The 24,048-nt window shown below is 73.0% G+C and carries 23 protein-coding genes; 7 read left to right on the top strand and 16 right to left on the bottom strand.

Annotation, left to right across the window (positions count from 1 at the left end; translation table 11 throughout):
- Window positions 1-109: 109 nt before the first annotated feature.
- The 5 genes from ACIP98_RS00480 to pdhA (ACIP98_RS00460) all read right to left on the bottom strand — a co-directional run bounded on the left by ACIP98_RS00480 (window position 110) and on the right by pdhA (ACIP98_RS00460) (window position 4,529).
- Window positions 110-607, bottom strand: coding sequence for a DUF4240 domain-containing protein (locus ACIP98_RS00480; protein WP_401973019.1), 498 nt, complete (start codon window positions 605-607; stop codon window positions 110-112).
- Window positions 608-649: 42 nt separating this feature from the next.
- Window positions 650-844, bottom strand: a complete 195-nt coding sequence (locus tag ACIP98_RS00475; protein ID WP_319660079.1) for a hypothetical protein — start codon at window positions 842-844, stop codon at window positions 650-652.
- A gap of 104 nt (window positions 845-948) precedes the next feature.
- Window positions 949-2,358, bottom strand: a complete 1,410-nt coding sequence (locus ACIP98_RS00470) for a dihydrolipoamide acetyltransferase family protein (RefSeq protein WP_319660387.1) — start codon at window positions 2,356-2,358, stop codon at window positions 949-951.
- A 52-nt stretch (window positions 2,359-2,410) separates the two neighbouring features.
- Window positions 2,411-3,385 (bottom strand): alpha-ketoacid dehydrogenase subunit beta, encoded by a 975-nt coding sequence (locus ACIP98_RS00465; RefSeq protein WP_319660078.1) that lies wholly within the window; start codon window positions 3,383-3,385, stop codon window positions 2,411-2,413.
- 1 nt (window position 3,386) lies between these two features.
- Window positions 3,387-4,529, bottom strand: a complete 1,143-nt coding sequence (gene pdhA, locus ACIP98_RS00460; RefSeq protein WP_319660077.1) for a pyruvate dehydrogenase (acetyl-transferring) E1 component subunit alpha — start codon at window positions 4,527-4,529, stop codon at window positions 3,387-3,389.
- Window positions 4,530-4,839: 310 nt separating this feature from the next.
- Between pdhA (ACIP98_RS00460) and ACIP98_RS00455 the strand changes: the two genes are divergently transcribed.
- From ACIP98_RS00455 to ACIP98_RS00445, 3 genes are all read left to right on the top strand, one after another.
- Entirely contained in the window at window positions 4,840-5,562 is a 723-nt protein-coding gene (locus tag ACIP98_RS00455; RefSeq protein WP_319660076.1) for a response regulator transcription factor, read from the top strand.
- A gap of 78 nt (window positions 5,563-5,640) precedes the next feature.
- Window positions 5,641-6,315, top strand: coding sequence for a GntR family transcriptional regulator (locus ACIP98_RS00450; RefSeq protein ID WP_319660075.1), 675 nt, complete (start codon window positions 5,641-5,643; stop codon window positions 6,313-6,315).
- Window positions 6,315-7,619 (top strand): MFS transporter, encoded by a 1,305-nt coding sequence (locus ACIP98_RS00445; RefSeq protein WP_319660074.1) that lies wholly within the window; start codon window positions 6,315-6,317, stop codon window positions 7,617-7,619. The genes ACIP98_RS00450 and ACIP98_RS00445 overlap by 1 nt, the downstream gene beginning before the upstream one ends.
- Before the next feature lie 15 nt (window positions 7,620-7,634).
- On the opposite strand, the gene ACIP98_RS00440 is transcribed toward ACIP98_RS00445, so the two are convergent.
- Complete coding sequence (locus ACIP98_RS00440; protein ID WP_319660073.1) at window positions 7,635-8,465, bottom strand: maleylpyruvate isomerase family mycothiol-dependent enzyme; 831 nt, start codon at window positions 8,463-8,465, stop codon at window positions 7,635-7,637.
- Window positions 8,466-8,596: 131 nt separating this feature from the next.
- Between ACIP98_RS00440 and ACIP98_RS00435 the strand changes: the two genes are divergently transcribed.
- The 3 genes from ACIP98_RS00435 to ACIP98_RS00425 all read left to right on the top strand — a co-directional run bounded on the left by ACIP98_RS00435 (window position 8,597) and on the right by ACIP98_RS00425 (window position 10,906).
- Window positions 8,597-9,412: a carbon-nitrogen family hydrolase gene (locus ACIP98_RS00435; protein ID WP_401973018.1), complete on the top strand. Its 816-nt coding sequence runs from the start codon at window positions 8,597-8,599 to the stop codon at window positions 9,410-9,412.
- 73 nt (window positions 9,413-9,485) lie between these two features.
- A complete protein-coding gene (locus tag ACIP98_RS00430) occupies window positions 9,486-9,857 on the top strand; it encodes a pyridoxamine 5'-phosphate oxidase family protein (RefSeq protein WP_319660071.1) in 372 nt (123 codons plus the stop codon).
- Window positions 9,851-10,906, top strand: a complete 1,056-nt coding sequence (locus ACIP98_RS00425; protein ID WP_401973424.1) for a phosphotransferase — start codon at window positions 9,851-9,853, stop codon at window positions 10,904-10,906. Before ACIP98_RS00430 ends, ACIP98_RS00425 begins: the two co-directional genes overlap by 7 nt.
- On the opposite strand, the gene ACIP98_RS00420 is transcribed toward ACIP98_RS00425, so the two are convergent.
- The gene (locus tag ACIP98_RS00420) at window positions 10,896-12,539 is read right to left on the bottom strand and encodes a protein kinase (protein ID WP_401973017.1); all 1,644 of its coding nucleotides are present in this window, start codon (window positions 12,537-12,539) and stop codon (window positions 10,896-10,898) included. The two genes, ACIP98_RS00425 and ACIP98_RS00420, sit on opposite strands and share 11 nt — an antisense overlap.
- 230 nt (window positions 12,540-12,769) lie before the next feature.
- Between ACIP98_RS00420 and ACIP98_RS00415 the strand changes: the two genes are divergently transcribed.
- A complete protein-coding gene (locus ACIP98_RS00415) occupies window positions 12,770-14,560 on the top strand; it encodes a protein kinase (RefSeq protein ID WP_401973016.1) in 1,791 nt (596 codons plus the stop codon).
- Between the two features lie 152 nt (window positions 14,561-14,712).
- Here ACIP98_RS00415 and ACIP98_RS00410 read toward each other — a convergent pair whose 3' ends face one another.
- From ACIP98_RS00410 to pdhA (ACIP98_RS00370), 9 genes are all read right to left on the bottom strand, one after another.
- Window positions 14,713-15,273, bottom strand: a complete 561-nt coding sequence (locus ACIP98_RS00410) for a bacterial proteasome activator family protein (protein ID WP_319660067.1) — start codon at window positions 15,271-15,273, stop codon at window positions 14,713-14,715.
- A 250-nt stretch (window positions 15,274-15,523) separates the two neighbouring features.
- Window positions 15,524-15,880 (bottom strand): hypothetical protein, encoded by a 357-nt coding sequence (locus tag ACIP98_RS00405; protein ID WP_319660066.1) that lies wholly within the window; start codon window positions 15,878-15,880, stop codon window positions 15,524-15,526.
- 51 nt (window positions 15,881-15,931) lie between these two features.
- Window positions 15,932-16,903 (bottom strand): NAD(P)H-quinone oxidoreductase, encoded by a 972-nt coding sequence (locus tag ACIP98_RS00400; protein ID WP_401973015.1) that lies wholly within the window; start codon window positions 16,901-16,903, stop codon window positions 15,932-15,934.
- A gap of 10 nt (window positions 16,904-16,913) precedes the next feature.
- A complete protein-coding gene (locus ACIP98_RS00395) occupies window positions 16,914-17,936 on the bottom strand; it encodes a potassium channel family protein (protein WP_401973422.1) in 1,023 nt (340 codons plus the stop codon).
- A gap of 104 nt (window positions 17,937-18,040) precedes the next feature.
- Window positions 18,041-19,501: a molybdopterin molybdotransferase MoeA gene (locus tag ACIP98_RS00390; protein ID WP_401973014.1), complete on the bottom strand. Its 1,461-nt coding sequence runs from the start codon at window positions 19,499-19,501 to the stop codon at window positions 18,041-18,043.
- On the bottom strand, window positions 19,498-20,400 hold the full coding sequence (locus ACIP98_RS00385) for an NTP transferase domain-containing protein (protein ID WP_319660063.1): 903 nt from the start codon (window positions 20,398-20,400) through the stop codon (window positions 19,498-19,500). The genes ACIP98_RS00390 and ACIP98_RS00385 overlap by 4 nt, the downstream gene beginning before the upstream one ends.
- Before the next feature lie 28 nt (window positions 20,401-20,428).
- Window positions 20,429-21,781 carry a dihydrolipoamide acetyltransferase family protein gene (locus ACIP98_RS00380; protein ID WP_319660062.1) on the bottom strand — a complete coding sequence of 451 codons (1,353 nt, stop codon included), beginning with the start codon at window positions 21,779-21,781 and terminating at the stop codon, window positions 20,429-20,431.
- Window positions 21,781-22,803, bottom strand: a complete 1,023-nt coding sequence (locus ACIP98_RS00375) for an alpha-ketoacid dehydrogenase subunit beta (RefSeq protein ID WP_401973013.1) — start codon at window positions 22,801-22,803, stop codon at window positions 21,781-21,783. Before ACIP98_RS00375 ends, ACIP98_RS00380 begins: the two co-directional genes overlap by 1 nt.
- Window positions 22,800-23,900: a pyruvate dehydrogenase (acetyl-transferring) E1 component subunit alpha gene (gene pdhA / locus ACIP98_RS00370; protein WP_319660060.1), complete on the bottom strand. Its 1,101-nt coding sequence runs from the start codon at window positions 23,898-23,900 to the stop codon at window positions 22,800-22,802. Before pdhA (ACIP98_RS00370) ends, ACIP98_RS00375 begins: the two co-directional genes overlap by 4 nt.
- Between the last annotated feature and the right edge of the window lie 148 nt (window positions 23,901-24,048).

Here is a 24,048-nt window from a genome sequence, read left to right as displayed (position 1 = left end):
CCGCCCTGACGGCGGACGTGTGTGCGGTGTGTGGTGAGCCGGAGAGGATGATCGCACAGACGTTTCACGGGCAGCTCGCCTTTATCCCCGTCCCGAGCGGACTTCCGCGTCAGAGCGCGCTCAGAGCCGGCAGGCGGCGGGCCATCTCGGCCGGGTCGCCGAAGTCGAAGCGCCAGGCGGGGTCGAGGTCCGGGTAGCTGATGGTGAACACGTCACCGGGAAGTTCCTCGCCGGTCGCCGTCAGGTGCGCGTCCCAGACGATGGCGAGGTCGCCTCGCACCCCAGGTCCGGGCCGGTGCCGGCGCACGCCGCACGGACGGACGGCGCGGCCGAGGACCTCGCGGCCCTGGGTGATCAGCCAGCCGCGGACGTAGTCGAAACCGTCGCCGGAACACCCGCCGTTGATCAGGTGGGCGGCGGCCCACAGGGGCGCACGGTAGGAGGCCGCCATGAGGTCCCACAGGACCTGCTGGGCGGCGACGATGCGCTCCGGGGACTGCCCGGCGAGCGGCCCGCCGGCGCCTGCGGCGACCGCCTCGGGGTCCGTGGGGTCGGCGACTTGGCCTCGGGCGTCGTGGATGAGCTGCCAGAACTGTCCGGTGTCCATACACCGGCGGAGTCTGCCGGAGGGGTGTGACAGAACAGCGGCTCAGGGGCGTAGGTCGCCCACGACGTCGGTGGTGGCGACGAGTCCGGAGTGGATGGTGGGGGCCAGGCTGGAGCTCGCGAGGCAGAAGCCGAGGAGCATGCAGAGCAGGGCATGGGAGACCTTCAGCGACTTGGCGCGCAGGAGCACCAGCGTGAGGACTGCCAGCAGCAGGATCAGCGAGATGGATACCGCCATGGCCGTATGACGTCACAGATCCGGTCCGCGTGGGGGGCGACACGCGGGAGAAGGGCCCGGACGCACACACGTCCGGGCCCTTCTCGATGGTGTGACGGGGGTGATCAGGCCCAGGTCATCAGGCGCTTGGGGTACTCCAGGACCGCCGCGACGTCGGCGAGGACCCTGGAGCCGAGCTCGCCGTCCACCAGGCGGTGGTCGAAGGAGAGCGCGAGCGTGGTGACTTGGCGGGGCTTGACCTTGCCCTTGTGGACCCAGGGCATGTCCTTGACCGCGCCGAAGGCGAGGATCGCGGACTCCCCGGGGTTGAGGATGGGGGTGCCGGTGTCGATGCCGAAGACACCGACGTTGGTGATGGTGACCGTGCCGCCCTGCATGGCGGCGGGGGAGGTCTTGCCCTCACGCGCGGTGGCGACGAGTTCACCGAGGGCGGTGGCCAGTTCGGGCAGCGTCTTGGCCTGGGCGTCCTTGATGTTGGGGACGATCAGGCCGCGCGGGGTGGCCGCGGCGATGCCGAGGTTGACGTATCCCTTGTGGACGATCTCCTGGTTCGCCTCGTCCCAGGCGGCGTTGATCTCCGGATTGCGCCGGATCGCCACGAGCAGGGCCTTGGCGACGATCAGGAGCGGGCTGACCTTGAGGCCGGTGAAGGCCGGGTCGGTCCTGAGCTCCTGGACCAGCCGCATGGTGCGGGTGATGTCGAAGGTGACGAACTCGGTCACGTGCGGCGCGGTGAAGGCGCTGGCCACCATCGCCGCGGCCGTGGCCTTGCGGACGCCCTTGATCGGGACCCGGGTCTCCAGGGGGGCGGTGCTCACCGAGGTCGCCGTGGAGGGCGCCTCGAAGGCCGCCGTGGCCGCGGCGGCCGGAACGGCCGCGGGTGCGGCCTGGACCGCCGGAGCGACCGCGTTCTGGACGTCCTCGCGGGTGATGGTGCCCTGGGGACCGGTCGGGGTGATCCCGGCCAGGTCCACGCCGAGGTCCTTGGCGAGCTTGCGCACCGGCGGCTTGGCCAGCGGACGCGCCTCGGCCGGCGCGAACGCCGTCGGAACCGCGGGCACGGCCGGGGCGGCCGGGGCGTGTCCGTTGAGCTCGGCCTGGAGCGCGCCGGCGGCGGCGCCCTGCGCCGGCACGGCGGACTGCTTGCGCGGGCGGCGCTTGGTCGACGAGGCGGCGACGCCGTAGCCGACCAGCACGGGCTGCCGCTTCTGCTCTGGCTCGGCGCCCGCGGGGGCGGGGGCGGCGGCCTGCGCGGGGGCCGCCACGGCCACCGGTGCTTCCTCCGCCTCGCCCTGGCCGGTGTCCACGGCGATGATCACCGTGCCGACGTCGACCGTCTCGCCCTCGGGGAAGCGCAGTTCGTGCACGACCCCGTCGAAGGGGATCGGCAGCTCGACGGCGGCCTTGGCGGTCTCGACCTCGCAGACCACCTGACCGTCGGTGACCGTGTCACCGGGCTTGACGTACCACTTGAGGATCTCCGCCTCCGTGAGTCCCTCGCCGACGTCCGGCATCTTGAACTCGCGGAAGCGCTGCGGTGCTGCCACTGTCGTCACAACCCTCTCCTCAGTACGCCAGTGCGCGGTCGACCGCGTCGAGTACGCGGTCCAGGCCCGGCAGGTACTCCTCCTCGACCCGGGCCGGGGGGTACGGCGTGTGGAACCCGCCGACCCGCAGCACGGGTGCCTCGAGGTGGTAGAAGCACCGCTCGGTGATCCTGGCCGCGATCTCCGCGCCGGTGCCGAGCTGCACCGGGGCCTCGTGCACGACGACCAGGCGGCGGGTCTTCTCGACCGAGGCCTGGATCGCGTCGAAGTCCATCGGCGACAGGGAGCGGAGGTCGACCACCTCCAGGCTACGGCCCTCCTCGGCGGCCGCGGCGGCGGCTTCCAGGCAGACCTTCACCATCGGGCCGTAGGCGACCAGCGTGAGGTCGGTGCCCTCCAGGACCGTACGGGCCTTGTGCAGCGGAGCGGGGATGGACTCGGTGTCCACCTCGCCCTTGTCCCAGTAACGGCGCTTGGGCTCCTGGAAGATCACCGGGTCGTCGGACTCGATCGCCTGCTGCAGCATCCAGTAGGCGTCCTGCGGGGTCGACGGGGTGACGACCTTGAGTCCGGCGGTGTGCGCGAAGTACGCCTCGGGCGACTCGCTGTGGTGCTCCACCGCGCCGATGCCGCCGCCGAACGGGATGCGGATGACGACCGGCAGCTTGATCTTGCCCAGGGCGCGCGCGTGCATCTTGGCGAGCTGGGTGACGATCTGGTCGTACGCGGGGTAGACGAAGCCGTCGAACTGGATCTCCACGACCGGGCGGTAGCCGCGCAGGGCCAGGCCGATCGCGGTGCCGACGATGCCGGACTCGGCGAGCGGGGTGTCGATGACCCGCTCCTCGCCGAAGTCCTTCTGCAGGCCGTCGGTGATCCGGAAGACACCGCCGAGCTTGCCGATGTCCTCGCCCATGAGGACGACCTTGGGGTCGGTGTCCAGGGCCTTGCGCAGTGCCTCGTTGAGGGCCTTGGCGATGGTCATCGTTGCCATGTCAGTGGCCCTCCTCGAAGGCGGCGAGGTACTCGGCGAACTGGGCGCGCTCCTCGTCGACCAGCGCGTGTCCGTCGGCGTAGACGTTCTCGAAGATCGACATGGGGTCGGGGTCGGGCATGGCGCGCACGGCCTCGCGGACCCGCTTGCCCAGGGCGAGGCTCTCCTCCTCGATCCCGGCGAGGAACGCCTCGTCCGCGATGCCCTGCTTCTCCAGGTAGGCCCGCAGCCGCAGGATCGGGTCCTTGCTCTCCCACTGCTCGCGCTCCTCGTCGAGGCGGTAGCGGGTGGGGTCGTCGGAGGTGGTGTGGGCGCCCATGCGGTACGTGAAGGCCTCGACCAGCATCGGGCCCTGGCCGGAACGGGCGTGCTCCAGGGCGGCGCGCGTGACCGCGAGCACCGCGAGGACGTCGTTGCCGTCCACCCGCACGCCCGGGAAGCCGAAGCCGGCGGCGCGCTGGTAGATCGGGACGCGGCTCTGCTTCTCGGTGGGCTCCGAGATCGCCCACTGGTTGTTCTGGCAGAAGAAGACCACGGGGGCGTTGTAGACGGCCGCGAAGGTGAAGGCCTCCGCGACGTCGCCCTGGCTGGAGGCGCCGTCGCCGAAGTAGGCGATGACGGCGGAGTCCGCGCCGTCCTTGGCGACGCCCATGGCGTAGCCGGTGGCGTGCAGCGTCTGGGAGCCGATGACGATCGTGTACAGGTGGAAGTTGTTCTCGTTGGGGTCCCACCCGCCGTGGTTGACCCCGCGGAACATGCCCAGCAGATTGACCGGGTCCACCCCGCGGCACCAGGCGACGCCGTGCTCGCGGTAGGTGGGGAAGACGTAGTCGTCCTGCCGGGTCGCCCGGCCCGAGCCGATCTGCGCGGCCTCCTGGCCGAGCAGCGAGGCCCACAGACCGAGCTCGCCCTGTCGCTGCAGGGACGTGGCCTCCGCGTCGAAACGGCGGGTCAGGACCATGTCCCGGTACAGACCGCGCAGCTCTTCGGGGCTCAGGTCGATGGAGTACTCACTGTGCTCGACGCGATCGCCCTCGGGAGTCAGGAGCTGTACCAGCTCCGGCTCGGCCTCACGGCGCTTCGCGCCACCGCGGGTGCCCGTACGGGGCGTACGGGGCTTCGCGGCAGTGCTTTTCACGCTCACGCTTGCTCCTCCGTCTGTCCGGCCCCCGGGATCCGCCGGCGGCCAGTGCGGCTCCTACCGTCTCGTCGCGGCGCACGGGGTGTGTGCGGCACGGCCGAGCCGGAAGTGTTGATGGACCCCGGCAGGCAGCCCTGCGAAGTGAACGTTACCCACACCTCCCGCTTTCGCGCGAAGAGGGTTCTACCTGCGGTTTTGGTTGGATTTCCTAGTAAATGGACGTTCTCGCAGGCCACCGGGACAACGGCACGGTATCCCGCGGATCGAATCTGCGTAAGAGGTCGGCTGTGGTCGGGTGTGCAACGCTGAAGTTGTGCCCGAAAAGTCGACAATCGCGGTATTCCTGCTCGACGATCACGAAGTCGTACGGCGGGGGGTGCACGAACTGCTCTCCGCGGAGCCCGGCATCGAGGTCGTCGGCGAGGCCGGCACGGCCGCCGAGGCGCTGGCGCGGCTGCCCGCGGTACGGCCCGACGTGGCGCTGCTGGACGTCCGGCTGCCGGACGGCAGCGGGGTCGAGGTGTGCCGGGAGGTCCGGTCCCGGCAGCCGGAGACCAAGTGCCTGATGCTCACCTCGTACGCGGACGACGAGGCGCTCTTCGACGCGATCATGGCGGGCGCGGCCGGTTACGTGCTCAAGGACATCCGCGCCAGCGACCTGGTGGGCGCCGTGCGGGACGTCGCCGCGGGCAGGTCGCTGCTGGATCCCGCCGCGACCGCCCGGGTGATGGAGCGGCTGCGCGGGGGCGGCGCCGAGAAGGCCGAGGACCGCCTGTCCGACCTCACCGAGCAGGAGAAGCGCATCCTCGACCTGATCGGCGAGGGACTCACCAACCGGCAGATAGGCGAGCGGCTGCACCTGGCCGAGAAGACGGTCAAGAACTACGTCTCCTCGCTGCTGGCCAAGCTCGGCATGCAGCGCCGCACCCAGGCCGCGGCCTACGTCGCCCGGCTGCACCCCGAGCGGCCCGAACGATCCGAGCGGCCCGACCAGCGCCCGGAGGGCCCCGGCACGCCGGGAACGGCCGGAAACTGACGGCTCACGGTCCGTGCCCGTCCGTATCGCGGACGTGAGCTGCCGGCGCATACCTGTTGTATCTATGATGTGCGCATCATGAACCAGAGCCCCGTCGCGACCGCCGCCGCCGAGCCGGCCGCCAAGCAGCCGCCCGCCGCCGAGCGGGTCTACACCCACGTCAAGCGAGCCGTCCTGGACCGCAGCTACGAGGGCGGCACCCTCCTGAGCGAGGGCGAGCTCGCCGAGGCGGTGGGCGTGTCGCGGACCCCGGTGCGCGAGGCCCTGCTGCGCCTGGAGGCCGAGGGGCTGCTGAAGCTGTACCCGAAGAAGGGCGCCCTGGTGCTGCCGGTCTCCGCGCAGGAGATCGCCGACGTCGTGGAGACCCGGCTGCTGGTGGAACGGCACGCGGTGCTGAAACTGGAGCCCGTCCCGCCGTGGCTGCTGTCCCGGCTGCAGCAGTTGCTGGAGGAGCAGCGCGGCCACGCGGCCACCGGCGACCTGGCCGCCTTCGCCATGGCGGACCGGAGCTTTCACGCCGAGATCGTGCGCGCCGCCGGCAACCGCATCATGTCCCACCTGTACGACCAGTTGAGGGACCGTCAGCTGCGGATGGGGGTGGCGACCATGCACGCCGACCCCGGCCGCATCGCCAAGAACATCACCGAACACACCGAGATCCTCGACGCGTTGCGCGCCGGGGACGCCGGCGCGGCCGCCGCTCTGGTCGAACGCCACGTCAGCTGGGTGAACCATCTGGCCCGGGGGGAGTAATGGCATCGATCGGCACCACCACCGGTGAACCACCCGGCGGCGTCAGGGCGGTCGGGGTCTGGGGCATCGGCACCCTCGTCTACATGGTCGCGGTCGTGCACCGCACCAGCCTCGGCGTCGCCGGCATCGACGCCGCCGAACGCTTCCACATAGGCGCGTCCGCGCTGTCCACGTTCTCGATCCTGCAGGTGCTGGTCTACGCCGGCATGCAGATACCCGTCGGCCTGATGGTCGACCGGCTCGGCACCAAGCGGGTGCTGACCATCGGCATCGTGCTCTTCACCGCGGGCCAGCTCGGCTTCGCCCTGTCGCACTCGTACGGCATGGCCCTGACCGCCCGCGCGGTGCTGGGCTGCGGCGACGCGATGACGTTCGTCAGCGTGCTGCGGCTGGGCTCGCGGTGGTTCCCGGCCCGCAGGGGGCCGATGATCGCGCAGGGCGCGGCGCTGTTCGGCGTCGCGGGCAACCTGCTCAGCACCGTGCTGCTGGCGCGGCTGCTGCACTCCGCGGGCTGGACGCCGACCTTCGTCGGCACGGCGCTCGGCGGCGCGCTCGTCCTCGTCCTCGTCCTGCTCTTCATGAAGGACCACCCCGAGGGCTTCGAGCCCGCCCCCGCCGAGCACCACGGGCGCGGTTATGTGAAGCGGCAGATCGCGGCGGCCTGGCGGGAGCCGGGCACCCGGCTCGGGATGTGGACGCACTTCACCACGCAGTTCTCCGGCATGGTGTTCCTGCTGCTGTGGGGCCTGCCGTACCTGGTGCAGGCGCAGGGGCTGTCCCGTGAGGCGGCCGGCACCCTGCTGACCGTGGTCGTCGTGGCCAACATGGTCTTCGGAATGCTCTTCGGCCAGATCATCGGCCGCCACCACGGCGCCCGGATGCCGCTCACCCTGGGCGTCGTCGGCGCCACCGCCCTGATGTGGGCGGTGGTCCTGGCGTGGCCCGCCGAGCACGCCCCGCTGTGGCTGCTGGCGCTGCTCTGCGTCGTCCTGGGGACCTGCGGGCCGGCGTCGATGATCGGCTTCGACTTCGCCCGCCCGGCGAACCCCCCGGAGCGTTTCGGCACGGCGTCCGGCATCGTCAACATCGGCGGCTTCACCGCCTCGATGGCCACGCTGCTGGCCATCGGCGTCCTGCTGGACGCAAGCGGCGGCGACTACCGGATCGCCTGGAGCAGCGTGTTCGTCCTCCAGGCGCTCGGCGTGGTCCAGATCCTGCGGCTGCGCGGCCGGGCCGCGCGGCTGGAACGGCAGCGGATCGCCGTCAGCCGCGTCGAGAGCGTCCACGTGCCGGCCGGGACGTGAACGCCCCCTCCTGGCTCACTGCGTGACCGCGATGTTGGCGAGGATCGCCTCGGCCAGCGCCTGGTCGCCCTCGATCTTCATCCGGTCCTCGACCGCCTTGGCCCGCGTGCGGCCGCAGGTCAGCCGCAGGAAGGTCTCCCAGTCCATGGTCATCGTCACCGCGGGGCCCAGGGAGACGCTGCCGTCGATCGAGCCCTTGCCGTCGGGGCCGACCCGGACGGTGCGCATGAACTCCTGCTCGCCGTGGATGTCGAAGACGACCGCGGAACCGGCCGGGGCGGCCGCCCGCTCGGCGACGACCCGCGGCAGCTCGGCCAGGATCCAGTCACGGGCGTAGGCCGCGGCGGGGGAGTCCAGGTTGCCCGGCTCGCCCAGCGCGCGGCGCAGGTCCTGCTCGTGCACCCAGACGTCGAAGATCCGCCACTTCAGCAGCTCTTCGAGGGTGGTCTCCTTGCCCATCGGACCGCGGACGGTGTCCTGCGGCCCGCGGGTCTCGTTCCGCAGCTGGCGGGACCGGCGGATGATCGTGTAGTCGAGCTCCCCGACCACCTCGGGCGCGGTGTGGTGACGCCGCTTGTCGACCGGCACCTCCACGTAGCGGGCGTACTCTGACGTCATGTGACGCAGATCGCTCGGAAGTGTGTGGATCGGGCGAGGATCGCCGAGCAGTTCGCATTCAAAACCGATCACGTGTGACACAACGTCACGGACGGACCAGTAGGGGCACTCGGTCGGCCGGTTCCATGCACCCGCCGGAACGGGGCGGACCAACTCGGCCATGGATTCTATGGAGTGGGTCCAGGCGTCGATGTACGGCTGGAGCTGGCTGTGGACGGTGCCGGTCACGGGACCCCTCGACGGTCGGTGCGCGGTCGTGGTGTGCGCCTTAAATTACGCTGCGCAGTGACACCACGGGAGTGCTTTCGTGTGACGATCGTAGGCCCGGCAGGATGTCCCGACTCATGGGCGGTGGTACCGTGCGCGTTTCCCTGATCCAGATCGACGTCGACCCGGCGGAACCGGTGCACGCCCGGCGCGAACGCGCCGCCGCACTCGTCCGCGACCGGGCCGGCTCCGACCTGGTCGTGCTGCCCGAGCTCTGGCCGGTCGGCGCCTTCGCCGCCGACCTCTTCGAGACCGAGGCCGAACCGCTCGACGGGCCCACCGCCGAGGTCATGAGCGCCGCCGCGCTCGACGCCGGGGTCTGGCTCCACGCGGGCTCCGTCGTCGAACGGGCCGCGGACGGCTCCTTGTACAACACCTCCCTGCTCTTCTCCCCGGACGGCGCACTGCGGGCGACCTACCGCAAGATCCACCGCTTCGGCTTCGACCGCGGCGAGGCCGTGCTCATGAGCGGCGGCGACCGGATCGTGACCGCCGAGGTCCAGGGCATCGGCGTGGGCCTCGCCACCTGCTACGACCTGCGCTTCCCCGAGCAGTTCCGGCTGCTGGTCGACGCGGGCGCGGAACTCCTCGTCCTCCCCGCCGGCTGGCCCGCCCGCCGCCGCGAGCACTGGACCCTGCTCGCCCGCGCCCGTGCCGTGGAGTCCCAGGCCTTCGTCCTGGCCTGCGGAACCGCCGGGACGCACGCGGGCGTCGAGCTCGCCGGGCACAGCCTGGTCGTCGACCCCTGGGGCGCGGTCCTCGGCGAGGCGGGCGCCGGCGAGGAGGTCCTCACCGTCGACCTCGACCCCGGCCTCGTCACCAAGACCCGTGCCGACTTCCCGGTGCTGCGCGACCGCCTGCTCGGCATTCCCGGCATCGCCGTTCCGCCGCCCGATTCCGACCGGTAAGGGACCATCGGCCCCGCAGCTGGGGGCGGAGTGCTCTGCGCCGGCGGCCCAGCGCCCCGGCAAGGTGGGAGCCATGGAGTTCGAGGAGGGGCACGCTGCGCTGGCGTTGCTGGAAAGGGTCCGGTACGGACGGCTGGCGCTGACCCGCCGGGCCCTGCCGTACATCGCCGTCGCACGGCACGTCGTCCACGACGGCGCCGTACTGATCCGCACCCGCCGCGCCTGGGGCGTGGACGGCACCGTCGTCGCCTACCAGGCGGACGACGTGGAGGCCGGGTGGGCGGTGCAGTTCCTCGGGACGGCGCGGGCCTTCGAGCCCTCGGACGAGCAGCGGGCACTTTTCGGCACAGAAACTCGAAACGATACAACCCCGTCACCGGGCTATGTGTACGTACGCCTCGACCCGCGAGTCCACCACCGAAATGATCTAGCATCTGCCTGGTGATCGGGAGTACGGCGACGGCGCCGCCCTCCGGCGGGACCCTGCACGCCCTGCTGCGCCGATACGCCGACGCCGGCGATCCGCTGTCCTGCGAACCCGTGGCCACGGGCCTGCTCAACAAGGGCTTCCGGCTGGCCACCACCCGCGGCAGCTTCTTCCTCAAGCTGTACGTCGAACCCGCCACCGCCGACTCCGCGGTCATCGCCCGCCAGCACCGCGCCACCCAGCGCCTGGGCGCACTCGGCCTGCCCGTCGCCCCGCCGCTGCCCGACTCCGACGGCCGCACCGTCGCCGAACTCGACGGACGCCGCTTCGCCCTCTACCCCTGGATCGAGGGCCGGCACCGCGACGGCAGCGAACTGACCACCGCCGAGTCCCGGCGGCTGGGCGCCCTGCTCGGCCTCGTCCACACCCTGCTCGCACAAGTGCAGCCCGCCCCCGGCGAGGAGCCGGGCCGCCCGGCGGGGGGTCACGCCGGCGCCGATCCGCAGGACACCTACGCCCTCATCCGGACGCTGCTGCGGCGGGTGCGCGACCAGGCGCCGCGCGAGGCCTTCGACGAACTCGCCGAGTACCGGCTGGTGGAGCGGCGCGCGCTGCTCGACCGGCACGCCCACCGGCGTCCGCCGGAACCCGACGCGGCCGAACCCGTCACCGGGTGGGTGCACGGCGACTTCCACCCGCTGAACCTGCTCTACCGCGAGGACGAGCCCGTCGCCATCGTCGACTGGGACCGGCTCGACGTGCAGCCGCGCGCGGAGGAGGCGGTGCGGGCCGCCGCCATCTTCTTCGTGACGCCCGGCGGCACCCTGGAACTGGACAAGATCCGCGCCTACGCGCGCGCCTACCGCCGCGCCGCCGACGTCCCGGAGGCCGAACTCGCCGCCGCCGTGCACCGCGTGTGGTGGGAACGGCTCAACGACTTCTGGATGCTGAGCTGGCGCTACCTGCGCGACGACCGGCGCGCCGACCCGCTCTTCCCGGCCTCGTCCGCCCTGATCGTCTGGTGGACGGGGGCGTACGAGGCCGTCATGGACGCCTTCACGGAGTGACGCCGCCCGCGCCGTCGGTGCCCGCGGCGGAGTCACCGCCGTCGCCCCCCGAGCCGCCGGCGCCGCCGTTGCCCGCGGTCCCGCCGTTGCCACCGGCCGGCTCACCGCTGCCGCCCTCGCTGGCGTCACCCGAAGTCGGCGCGCTGGGCGTCGTGCTGGGCGGCGCGGAGGTGGCCGGGGTGGTCGGCGCGGTCGTGGTCGGCTGGCTCGGCGAGGGTGTCCACGAGGGCGTCGAGGACAGTGACGGGGTCGAGCTGCTCGGTGGCTCGCCGGAGACCGTGCCCGTGGTGTCCTGCGTGCTGCCCTGCGTGGGCTCCCCGTTCGGCTCCGAGGACTGTTTCGTCGTCTGCGACTGCGTCGGCGTCACGTGGTCGGTCGGGGGCTTGGCGCCGCCACCGGAGTGGGCGACCGCGAACCAGACGCCGAGCGCCACCGCGAGCACGGCCGCGATCACGAACAGGGCCGGTTTCACCCAGCGGTTGCCGTCGCCCCCACCGGGCGGACGCGGATCGCCGTAACCGGGGTCGCCGTGGTCGCCGCCGTCGCCCCCGGGCGGCCCGAGCAGCAGCGGGGCCTGGAACTCGGCCGTGGTGTGCTCCGGGTGCGGCTGGGCGTACTGGCCCGGCATGCCCATCGCCGGCGTGGAACCCCCGTTGTGCACCGGCACGAAACCGGTGTCCCAGGTGCCCGTGTGGCCGCCGCGGTCGTGCAGCATGCCCAGCGCGTACTGGACGACGCCGCGCATCTCCTCGGCCGTCTGGAAACGGTCGTCGGGGTGCTTGGCCAGCGCGTGCAGCACCAGGCCGTCCAGCTCCGGCGGCACGCGGTCGCTGGTCTGCGACGGCGGGCGGGCCTCGTCCTGCACGTGCTGGTAGACCACCGAAAGCGGGGTCTCACCGGTGAACGGCGGTCGCAGCGCCAGGAGTTCGTACAGCAGGCAGCCCGTCGCGTACAGGTCGGAGCGCGCGTCGACGGTCTTGCCGAGCGCCTGCTCCGGCGACAGGTACTGCGGGGTGCCCATCACCATGCCGGTCTGGGTCATCGTGGTGGAGGCGCCGTGCAGCGCCCGCGCGATGCCGAAGTCCATCACCTTCACCGCGCCGGTGTTGGTGATGATGACGTTCGCGGGCTTGATGTCCCGGTGCACGATGCCGTGCGCGTGGCTGTAGGCCAGTGCCTCCAGCACGCCCGAGACGATGATCAGGGCCTGGTCCACCGGCGGCGGCTCGTCCGAGCCGACCAGCAGGTCGCGGATGGTCCTGCCCTCGACCAGCTCCATGACGATGTACGGGACGGTGCCGTTCGGCGTGACGTCCTCGCCGGTGTCGTAGACCGCCACCACCGCGTGGTGGTTGAGCCCGGCGACGGACTGCGCCTCGCGCGTGAAGCGGGCCTTGGAGACCGGGTCCTCCGCCAGGTCCGAGCGCAGCAGCTTCACCGCCACCGTCCGCCCGAGCCGTACGTCCTCGGCGGCGAAGACCTCCGCCATGCCGCCGCGGCCCAGCCGTCCGGTCAGCCGGTAACGGCCGTCACCCACCAGGCCCGAGGCACCCCAGTGCTCCGGCGAATCGGGCACTCCCGCACCACCGGCAGAGGGCTCGTCCGTGCCGCCGGCGGCTGTCGTCTGTGCCATCAGTCCTCGCCGTCGATCGTCGCCGTACAGGGTCCTCCGGCGCACCACGCTACCGCGTTCCGCGGCGGTCGTGTGGCTGAGCCACTTGTGAAGGGATTCATACGCATCCGGTGACGAACAGGTCAACGAACTTGACCTGAGTAGGGGGTCGGGCAGACTTGGCGGTCAGGGTCGGGACACGCCTTTGTGCGCCTGGTGCGCTCGGGGGGACGTTCAAGGGGCGGGTACGTATGGGCGGGGACGGCGCGCAGGGCACGCATGCGGGGCGTTCGGTCGGCGGTGGCCGCTACGTACTGCGCGACCTGCTGGGACAGGGGGGCATGGCCTCGGTGCACCTGGCCCATGACACCGTCCTCGACCGGCCCGTGGCCGTCAAGACCCTGCACACCGATCTCGGGCGCGAACAGTCCTTCCGCGAGCGGTTCCGGCGTGAGGCGCAGGCCGTCGCGAAGCTCAACCACCCCAACATCGTCTCGGTCTTCGACTCCGGCGAGGACACCGTCGACGGCGCCGTCGTGCCGTACATCGTCATGGAGTACGTCGAGGGCAAGCCGCTGCGCACGGTACTCGACGAGGACATCGCGCAGTTCGGCGCGATGCCGACGGAGAAGGCCCTGAAGATCGTCTCCGACGTGCTGGCGGCGCTCTCGGAGAGCCACAGCGTGGGCCTGGTCCACCGCGACATCAAGCCGGGCAACGTGATGCTGACCCGCCGCGGCGTCGTCAAGGTGATGGACTTCGGCATCGCCCGCGCGATGCAGTCCGGCGTCACGTCGATGACGCAGACCGGCATGGTGGTCGGCACCCCGCAGTACCTCTCCCCCGAGCAGGCGCTGGGCCGGGGCGTGGACGAGCGCTCCGACCTGTACTCGGTGGGCTGCATGCTCTTCGAGCTGCTCACCGGGCGGCTGCCCTTCGACGGCGACTCCCCGCTGTCCATCGCCTACCAGCACGTCCAGGAGATGCCGCCGGCCCCCTCCGGGCTCAACCGGGTGGTGACGCCGGGCGTGGACGCGCTCGTCGCCCGCGCCCTGCGGAAGAACCCGGCCGAGCGCTTCCCGACCGCCGACGCGATGAAGGACGAGACGGACCGTGTGGCCGCGCCCGAGCGGGGCGCCGGCACGACGCCGCTGATCATCGGCGAGGGCCCGCGGGCCCGCGGCCGCGGCGAGGCGGTCTCGCAGGCGGTCTTCCCGCCGGTCCAGGGCGATCTGCGGACCCCGCAACCGCCCGTGCGGCAGCCGTACCAGCCGCATCCCTCGCACCAGTCGCACCAGTCGCAGACTCCGCCGGCGCCGTACCAGGCACCTCAGCACACGCAGCACACCCCGCAGCAGGCCCCGCTCCACGGCGGCTGGGGCCAGGCCGCGCAGACCCCGCCGCCGGCGTCCCGGCCCGCGTACGGATATCCGCAGAACGGCGGGCAGCAGCACCCCGCCCAGCACTCCACCACCCCGTACACGCTGCAGCCGAACCATCCCTCCGGAGGCGGCAGACGGGGCGGCGGGGGATCGACCGCGGTCGTCGCGATCGGCGCCACGGTCGCGGTCATCGCGATCGTCGTCGTCGTGGCCATCGTCCTTTCGCTCAACAAGGACAACGGCACCGGTGCCGACAACGGCGCCGGCGGCCGCACGCCGACGGACGGCTACCAGGCGAGCACCCCCGCGACCGACCGGTCCACCGGGCGAACCCCCTCCCAGCCCACCGGCGACGACAACCAGCCCGCGCCGGGCGTCAGCCAGGCCGACCAGAGCCGGACCATCGACGCCGCGCGCTGCACCGAGGCCACCAAGAACTACCAGGACGACAACTCGGTGATCATGCCGGACTTCTTCACCAAGTACGTGGACTCGGTGAAGGCCTGCATGACCGAAGCGGGCTGGAAGTACCAGGTCAAGTACCGCAACGAGCAGGTCTACGGCAAGGGCGCGGTCATCGACCAGCAGCCCCGGCGCTACGACCCGCTCAAGGCCGGGGACACCGTCACCATCTGGGTCTCCACCGGCGAGAGCGGCTGAGCCGGGCGGCCGCGGGCAACGCCCCCGGGCACGGACTCGCCGGACCGCGCGGCACGAGGGCCGCTCCCGGCCCCCGTCACCCTGTACCTACGAGTACGGAGGTGGCCCCGCCGGCACGGCGCGGACGACCGCCCGCGCACCGGCCGCGCCGCCTACAGGTACGGACCCGAGCGGGCGCCGCCCGGCAGGTGCCCGTCCTCGTCGCCCTCGTGCACGGCACCGGGCGGCAGCGCGCGGCGCATCTGCTCCAGCTGGGCGCGGGCCGCCATCTGCTGCGCGAACAGCGCCGTCTGGATGCCGTGGAAGAGGCCCTCCAGCCAGCCCACCAGCTGCGCCTGCGCGATCCGCAGCTCGGCGTCGCTCGGCACGCCGTCCTCGGCGAAGGGCAGCGACAGCCGCTCCAGCTCCTCGACCAGCTCGGGGGCCAGCCCCGCCTCCAGCTCCTTGACGGAGCTGTGGTGGATCTCCTTCAGGCGGGCCCGGCTGGCCTCGTCAAGCGGCGCCGCCTTGACCTCCTCCAGAAGCTGCTTGATCATGCTGCCGATCCGCATGACCTTCGCGGGCTGTTCGACCATCTCCGTCACGGGGACCTCGCGCTGCTCGTCGCCTTCTCCGGCGCGTCCGGCGTGTCCGCCGCCGAGGGCCATCCCGTCCGGGCCGACGACCAGGACCTGCGGGCTCTCCTGCGACCGTTCGTTCATCGGCATCTCCATGCCGCCATTGTCGCGCACCGGCGCTTGCGAAGGTTTTCTGCCCCCTGAAAGCATCCGCTACCCCCACCGGACGTCGCGCAGCCCGGCGGGCGGGGGGAGCGCCTACCGGGATCGGGGGGCGGGAGGCTTCCTGATGGGGTGCGGCGGGAGCGGGATGGCCGGCCTCCTGCCCGCGGGCAGCCCGCCGCCAGGACGCCGCGCGGCCCACCGCCCTCCGCGTGGTCCGCCCGACCACGCTGCCCGGCGGACCTCAGGCCCCGCGCCGCAGCCGCCACCCCAGGAACCCCAGGCCCAGGCCGATCAGGAGCAGCCCGGCGCCCAGCGGCAGCACCTCCAGCACCCGACCCGTGGGGCTGGGCACGGCCTCGGGACCGGAGGTCTCCCCGTCGTCGAAGACCTGCCGCGGCCCCTGCGGCACCGGCTGCTCGCTCGGCTCCGCCGGCGGCCGCTCCGGGCGGCCGGGATGCCTCCGCCCCTCGCCGGGCACGCTCCCGGCCAGGCCGGCCGTGGGCGAGGCGCTGGGCGCGGGGCCGGGCGCGGCGGCCCCGGTGACACCGAGCCCGGCGACGACGGCGGAGGCAGCCGCCACCGCACGTCGCCAGTCCATGCGCCCAGCGTCACACGGGGAACCGACCCGGGCACCTTGGGTCCCGGCTGCCTAGACCGTCAGAAGGACCTTGCCCACGTGGGAGCTCTCCTCGACCACGCGGTGCGCCTGCGCGGCCTGCTCCATGGGGAGGGTGCAGTCCACGACCGGGGCCACAGCGCCCGTCTCGAACAGCGGCCACACGTGCTCGCGGACGGCGGCGACGATCGCCGTCTTCTCCTCCAGCGGGCGCCCGCGCAGCGAGGTCGCCGTGACCGCGGCCCGCTTGGCGAGCAGCTTGCCGAGGTTGAGCTCGCCCTTGACACCGCCCTGCAGGCCGATGACGGCCAGCCGGCCGTTCACCGCGAGGGCGTCGATGTTCCGGTCCAGGTACTTGGCGCCCATGATGTCGAGGATGACGTCCGCGCCGCCGAACACGTCCCGTACGGCCGGCACGAAGTCCTGGTCGTGGTAGTCGATCCCGAGGTCGGCGCCGAGTTCACGGCAGCGCTCCAGCTTGGCCGCGCTGCCGGCCGTGACGGCGACCTTCGCGCCCACGGCCTTGGCCAGCTGGATCGCCATGGTGCCGATACCGCTGGAACCGCCGTGCACGAGCAGCGTCTCGCCCGGGCGCAGGTGGGCCACCATGAAGACGTTCGACCACACCGTGCACACCACCTCCGGCAGGGCGGCCGCTTCCACGAGCGACACCCCCTTGGGGACGGGCAGCAGCTGGCCGACCGGCACGGCGACCTTCTCCGCATAGCCGCCGCCGGCCAGCAGCGCGCAGACCTCGTCGCCCACGGTCCAGCCGGTGACGCCGGGGCCGAGCGCGGCGACCCGCCCCGAGCACTCAAGACCGGGGTAGGCGGACGTGCCGGGCGGCGGGTCGTAGAAGCCCTGCCGCTGCAGAAGGTCGGCCCGGTTGACGGCGCTGGCCACCACGTCGACCAGCACCTCGCCCTCGGCCGGTACGGGATCGGGGACCTCGGTCCAGACAAGCGCTTCCGGGCCGCCGGGTTCGGGGATCGTGATCGCATGCATGAAGCCGACGCTACCTCTGCCCGGGCGGAATCGGGTCCCGTCGGTCCACCCTATGGATGACGATGACCCGGTCGGTCAGCTGGAGCTCGGCCGCCTCGGAGTCGTCGTGGTCCAGCAGCCGGTGGCCGCGCTTCACGGCCACCACCAGGTCGCCGATCTCCCGCGGCGCCCGCCCGGCCTCGGCCTTGGTGACGGGACGCTCGATGAGGTCCAGACCGCTGCCGTAGGTGATCAGCTCCTCCATCACCTCGCCCGCGCTGGGGCTGAGCATCGACATCCCGAGCAGCCGCCCCGCCGCCCCGGAACTGGTGACTACGGCGTTCGCCCCCGACTGCCGCAGCAGCGGGGCGTTCTCCTCCTCGCGAACGGAGGCGACGATGGTGATCCGCGGATTGAGCTGACGCGCCGTCAGGGCGACCAGGACGGCGGTGTCGTCGCGCTGCGCGGCGATGATGAGCTCCTTGGCGCGCTGGATCTCCGCCCGCATCAGGACGCCGTTGCGCGTGCCGTCGCCCGTCACGCCGGCGAACCCGGCGGCCACCGCGGCGTCCACCGCCCTGGGCTCGGGGTCGACGACCACGATGTTCTTGGCGGGCACGCCGTGACCGGTCAGCGTCCTGGCGGCGGACCGGCCCTTCGTGCCGTATCCGACGATGACGGTGTGGTCGCGCACCGAGGACCTCCAGCGCTGTTGGCGGTACTGCTCGCGGGTGCGTTCGGTGAGCACTTCGAGCGTGGTGCCGACCAGGATGATCAGGAAGAGCACGCGCAGCGGCGTCACCAGCAGCACATTGGTCAGCCGGGCGCCCGCGCTGTAGGGGACGATGTCGCCGTAGCCGGTGGTGGAGAGGGTGACGGTGGCGTAGTACAGGCAGTCCAGGAACGACATCGGGCCGCCCGCGTTGTCGTGGTACCCCCCGCGGTCGGCGTAGACGATGGCGACGGTGGCGAACAGGCAGGCCAGCGCGTACACGAGACGCTGGGCGACCTGCCGCAGCGGGCTGCGGGGGGCGTTGTGCGGCAGCCGGAGCAACTGCGCCCCGTCCTGACCGCCCTGGACGTAGCGTCCTCCCGGCCGGGGCCGGCGACCCGGACCGCCCGGACCGGGCGGGTCGTCGGAACCGCCCGGCGTCGGGGTCACAGGCGCCCCCAGCCGGTCTCCAGCACGGCCGTGGTGTCGCCCTTGGCGGCCCCGCCGGGCGGGATGACGGCCATCCCGTCGGCGGTGGCGATGCCGCGCAGCATGGCCGGCCCGCTGAAGCGCAGCGGGACCGCCCGCGACTCCTCGTCCAGGATCACCGGCACCAGCCGGGTGTCCGTGGGGTGGCCGGGCACGTCGCCGGTCAGCCGGACCGCCGAGGGCACCGCCGCCGGCCGCCCCGCGAGCCTGCGCACCAGGGGCACGATCAGCGTGAGCACCCCGGAGACGGCGGCCAGGGGATTCCCCGGAAGGCCCACCAAATGACCGCCATCACCCGGGAGTTCGGCGAGCAGCATGGGATGGCCCGGCCGTACGGCGACACCGTCGACGAGCAGCCGCGCGCCGATGCGCGAGAGCACGGGGTGCACGAAGTCGACCGGGCCGCCCGCCGTGCCGCCCGTGGTGACCACCAGATCGGCGCCGGACCCCGTGACGGCCTCGCGCAGCAGGTCGGCGTCGTCCTTCAGTCGGCGGGACGTGACGACGTCGGCACCCAGCGCGGCGAGCCAGGCGGGCAGCAGGGGGCCCAGCGCGTCCCGCACCCGGCCGGAACCGGGAACGCCGCGGTCCAGCAACTCGTCGCCGATGACGAGGACCTCGACGGTCGGGCGGACCGTCACCGGCAGTTCGTCGTAGCCCGCCGCGGCGGCCAGGCCCAGCACGGCGGGCGTGACGAGGGCGCCGGTGGCCAGCAACTCGTCGCCGCTGCGGCATTCCTGGCCCCGCGGGCGCACGTCCTGTCCGGGCCCGGGGCCGCCCCGCGTGGCGTGCAGCAGACCGTCCGGGCCGAGGCGGCTGTACTCGCTGCGCAGCACGGCGGTCGTCCCGGCCGGGAGCAGGGCGCCGGTGGCGATGCCGGTCGCGTGGCCGTCCGGCAGCGCGGCGAGGGCGCGTTCACCGGCCAGCACCCGGCCCTCGGGCCGCCAGGGGCCCGGCCCGGCGACGGCCCAGCCGTCCATCGCGGAGGTGTCGAAGGACGGCAGGTCGGTCAGCGCCGTCAACGGCTCGGCGAGGGCGCAGCCCAAGGCCTGTGCGAGCGGCCTGAGTTCGCGCCGGAGGGGCGAGCCCGCGGCGGTGGCGATGCGGCGGGCTTCGGGCCAGGAGGTGTCGTGGTGGGCGTGAGGAGGGTGCGGGGGATGCGGGATGTCGGTGTCCTGGGGGGCGAGGGGCGCCGGGGCGGTGGCGTCCGTGCGCGGGCTCGCCGCGGCGTACCGGACGGGGCCGCGGCGCGCGTTGGCGAGGGCGAGGGCCTGCTCCAGCTCGTCGTCGACCGCCGCCTCGGCGGCCGCGAGGTCGACGGGTGGCGCGGTGTCCCGGCCGTTCCCGGTGTTCCCGGCGTTCCCGGCGTTCCCGGCGTTCCCGGCGTTCCGGCAGCGGGCCCCGTCGGGAACGCTCATGCCTCCGCTTCCCCGGCGTCCGCCTCCTTGGCCCAGCGTTCGGCCAGCTCGGCAGCGCGCCGGGCGGCCTCGGCGACGGCCTGCTCGCCGCCACCGGCCGTGGCGGCCGCGTAGCCGACCAGGAAGGTGGTCAGGGGCGCCGCGGGGCGCGCCACGCCGTGCGCGGCGTCGCGCGCGAGATCCAGCAGTACACCGGTGTCGACGTCGAGGTCGATGCCCAGTTCCGCCTTGACAGTGGCAATCCATTCGTCCAGCACGGTCCCATGCTCCCTGATGCGGGCCCTCGCTGTGGAGAGGTCGTCCCAGGTGTCGCAGTCGAAGGAGGCCTGTCCGGTGGGATCGGCCAGCCGCAGCAGCCGCAGTTCCGCGGTGAGCAGGCGCAGCGGCAGGCCGGACAGGCCGCCGTGCTCCGTGGCGAGCAGGGCGATCTCACGCCGCAGCGACTCCGCGCGGTAGGCCGCCGCCAGCGGCTGGTCGCGACCGTCCGGGTCGGTGAGGACGACGCCGTCGTGGCCCTGCCCGCCGTCCCGCCCGCCGAGCGCCGCGAGCAGCGCCCGCACCGTCGTGGGGGACAGGAAGGGCAGGTCGGCGGCGAGCACCAGCACCACGTCGGCGGTGACACCCGCGCCCAGTCCCGCCGCGAGGGCGGGCAGCGGGCCGCCGCCGGGCGGCTCCTCACGGGCCCAGACGACCGGGCGGCTGGTCGCACGGCGCGGGCCGACGACGACCGTCGTACCCGCGCCGGCGCACGCGTCCAGGACACGGTCGATCAACGCCCGTCCCGCGACCGGAAGTCCGGGCTTGTCGGCCCCGCCGAGGCGCCGCGCGGCACCCCCGGCGAGGACGACCGCGTCGAAGGGCTCGTCATGGGGTACGGCCGCACCCGGCTGCGAAGTCATGCCCGGAGTATGGCCCCACGCGAGGCGCTCACACCCCCCGCAGCAGGACCGCAGGCTGCTCCACGCAGTCGGCGACATAGCGCAGGAATCCGCCGGCGGTCCCGCCGTCGCACACCCGGTGGTCGAACGTGAACGACAGCTGCACGACCTGACGCACCGCCAGCTCCCCCTGGTGCACCCATGGCTTGGGCGCTATACGGCCGACTCCCAGCATCGCTGCCTCGGGGTGGTTGATGATCGGCGTCGAGCCGTCGACGCCGAAGACGCCGTAGTTGTTGAGCGTGAAGGTGCCGCCGGTCAGTTCGGCCGGGGTCAGACGGCCGGCCCGCGCGGCCTCGGTGAGCCGGGCGATCTCAGCCGAGAGCTCCTCCGTACTGCGCGCCTGCGCGTCCCGGACGACGGGGACGACCAGGCCGCGGTCGGTCTGGGCGGCGAAGCCCAGGTGAACCGCGGGCAGCCGGACGATCTCGCCGCGCTCGGTGTCCACCGTGGCGTTGAGGTCGGGGTGACGGGCGAGCGCGGCCGTGCAGATCCGCGCCAGCACGGCGAGGACGGACACCTTGGGACCGCCCGCCGCGTTCATCGCGGCCCGCGCCGCGAGCAGTTCGGTGGCGTCGGCGTCCACCCAGCACGTGGCGTCCGGGATCTCCCGGCGGCTGCGGCTGAGCTTCTCGGCGACGGCTCCCCGGATGCCCTTGAGCGGGATGCGGGTGCCCTCGACGGCCGGCGTCGTGGTGGCGGTGGCGGCCGCGGTCACCGGCACGGCGGCCGCGGTGATCGCGCGCTCGACGTCCGCGCGCAGGATCAGCCCGTCGGGCCCGGACCCCTTCAGCGCGCGCAGGTCGAGCCCGTGCTCGCGGGCGATGCGCCGCACCAGCGGCGAGATGACCGCCACCGGTCCGGTCACCCCCTCGTCCACCACGAAGCCCGCGGCGGAGGCGGGGGCCGGGGCCGGGGTAGGGGCGGACCGGGGGACGGTCGCCGGAGCGGTCCCCGTGGAAGCGGGTGCGAGGGCCTGGCGGACCCGGCGACGCCGGGCCGCGGGGCCGCTCGTCCCGTAGCCGACCAGGACGTTGCCCGAGCCGGAGTCCCCGTCGGGGGAGGCCCCGTCGGCACCGACCGGGACCGCCTCCTGGGACTCCACCGCGACGGTGATCAGCGGGCGTCCGACGTCAAGGGTCTCGCCCTCCTCGCCGAACCGGGCGGTGACGACTCCCCCGTAGGGGCACGGCACCTCGACCACGGCCTTGGCCGTCTCCACCTCGACCACCGGCTGGTCGATGGCGACGACGTCACCGACCTGCACCATCCACCGCACGATCTCGGCCTCGGTCAGGCCCTCCCCGAGGTCGGGCAGCGCGAACTCGCGGACGACGGCCATCACGCCCCCTCCCACTGCAGCCGGCCGACCGTGTCGAGGATGCGGTCGACACCGGGCAGGTGGTGCCGCTCCAGCATCGGCGGCGGATACGGGATGTCGAAGCCGGCGACCCGCAGGACCGGGGCCTCCAGATGGTGGAAGCACCGCTCGGTGACCCGGGCGGCGATCTCCGCGCCGATGCCGCCGAAGCCGGACGCCTCCTGGACGACCACCGCGCGCCCGGTGCGCCGCACCGACGCCGCCACCGTCTCGTCGTCGAAGGGCACCAGGCTGCGCAGGTCCACGACCTCCAGGTCCCAGCCCTCCTGCACGGCGGCCTCCGCGGCCTCCATGCAGACCGGCACCGAGGGGCCGTAGGTGATGAGCGTCGCCGAGCGGCCGGGACGCCGGACCACGGCCCTGCCGATCGGCGCGACCTCCTCCGGTGCCTCCGCCGACCAGTCGGCCTTGGACCAGTACAGCCGCTTGGGCTCCAGGAAGATCACCGGGTCGTCGGACGCTATCGAGGCGCGCAGCAGCCCGTAGGCGTCGGCGACCGTGGCCGGGGTGACGACGTGCAGGCCGGGGGTGTGGGTGTAGTACGCCTCGGAGGAGTCGCTGTGGTGCTCCACGCCGCCGATGCCGCCGCCGTAGGGCACGCGGATGGTGATCGGCAGCGGCATCGTGCCGCGCGTGCGGTTGCGCATCCGGGCCACATGGCTGACCAGTTGCTCGAACGCGGGGTAGGCGAACGCGTCGAACTGCATCTCGACGACGGGGCGCATGCCGTACATCGCCATCCCGACGGCCGTGCCGAGGATGCCGGCCTCGGCGAGCGGGGTGTCGGTGCACCGGGTGTCGCCGAACTCGGCGGCGAGGCCGTCGGTGATGCGGAAGACACCGCCGAGGGTGCCGATGTCCTCGCCGAAGAGATGGACGTCCGGGTCGTCGGCGAGGGCGTCGCGCAGGGCCCGGTTGAGGGCCTGCGCCATGGTCGCGGGCTTGCGCGCGGCGGCGACCGGGGTCGTGGTTGCGGTGGTCATGACTGGGCCTCGGCCTCCAGCTCGGCCTGCAGCATCGCCGCCTGCTCCCGCAGCTGCGGGGTGGGCTCGGCGTAGACGTGGGCGAACAGATCCATCGGGTCCAGGACCGGGTCCTGGTTCATGCGCTCGCGCAGATCGGCGGCCATGGCCTCGGCGTCCTTCTCGGCCTGGGCGGTCAGCGCGTCGTCGAGCAGGTCGCGGGAGCGCAGCGCGCGCTCCATCACGGCGATCGGGTCGTGCTCGCGCCAGGCCTCGACCTCGGCGTCCTCGCGGTAGCGGGTGGCGTCGTCGGCGTTGGTGTGGGCGTCGATGCGGTAGGTGACGGCCTCCACCAGGGTGGGTCCGCCGCCCTGACGGGCGCGGGCGACCGCCTCGGTGAGCACGGAGTGCACGGCGGCTATGTCGTTTCCGTCCACGAGGCGGCCGGGCATGCCGTATCCGACGGCCTTGTGCGCCAGCGAGGGCGCGGCCGTCTGCTTGGCGAGGGGCACCGAGATGGCGAAGCCGTTGTTCTGCACGAAGAAGACCACGGGCGCGCGCCAGACGGCGGCGAAGTTGAGCGCCTCGTGGAAGTCGCCCTCGCTGGTGCCGCCGTCGCCGACCATGGCGAGCGCCACGACGTCGTCGCCCTTGAGGCGGGCGGCGTGCGCGAGGCCCACCGCGTGCGGGAGCTGGGTGGCCAGCGGGGTGCTGAGGGGGGCGACGCGGTGCTCGTGGGGGTCGTAGCCGGTGTGCCAGTCGCCGCGCAGCAGGGTCAGCGCCTCGACGGGGTCGACGCCGCGGGCGACGGCGGCGAGGGTGTCGCGATAGCTGGGGAACAGCCAGTCCCGCGGCTCCAGGGCGAGCGCGGCGGCGATCTCGCAGGCCTCCTGACCGGTGCTGGAGGGGTACACGGCGAGCCGGCCCTGCTTCGTCAGCGCGGTGGCCTGCCGGTTGTAGCGGCGGCCGCGCACCAGCTGTCCGTACATCGAGGTCAGGAGTCCGGCATCGAGGGCGCCGGCCGCCGGGGTGCCGAGCAGCCGGTACGGCTCGGCATCGGGCAGCAGCGGCGCCGGATCGGTGCGGGGGTGCCAGACAGGCTGGTCCAGGACGGTCATCGCGAGCACCTCCTCGTGGGCGTGTTCGTATCGGGGCAGCGGGTATCGCTTCCCCTACCGATTGTTCGGTCGCCGGAGGCATTTTGGCTACAGGTGTGTTCCGCCTGTGGACAAACGGTTCTGCACAGCCTGAGATGGAGCCAGTACG

The sequence above is a fragment of the Streptomyces sp. NPDC088354 genome (genome assembly GCF_044753585.1).
In the GTDB taxonomy this organism is placed as follows: Bacteria; Actinomycetota; Actinomycetes; order Streptomycetales; family Streptomycetaceae; genus Actinacidiphila.
The sequence above is the reverse complement of the archived record's forward strand: the minus strand, read 5'-3'. Positions and strand labels throughout refer to the sequence as shown.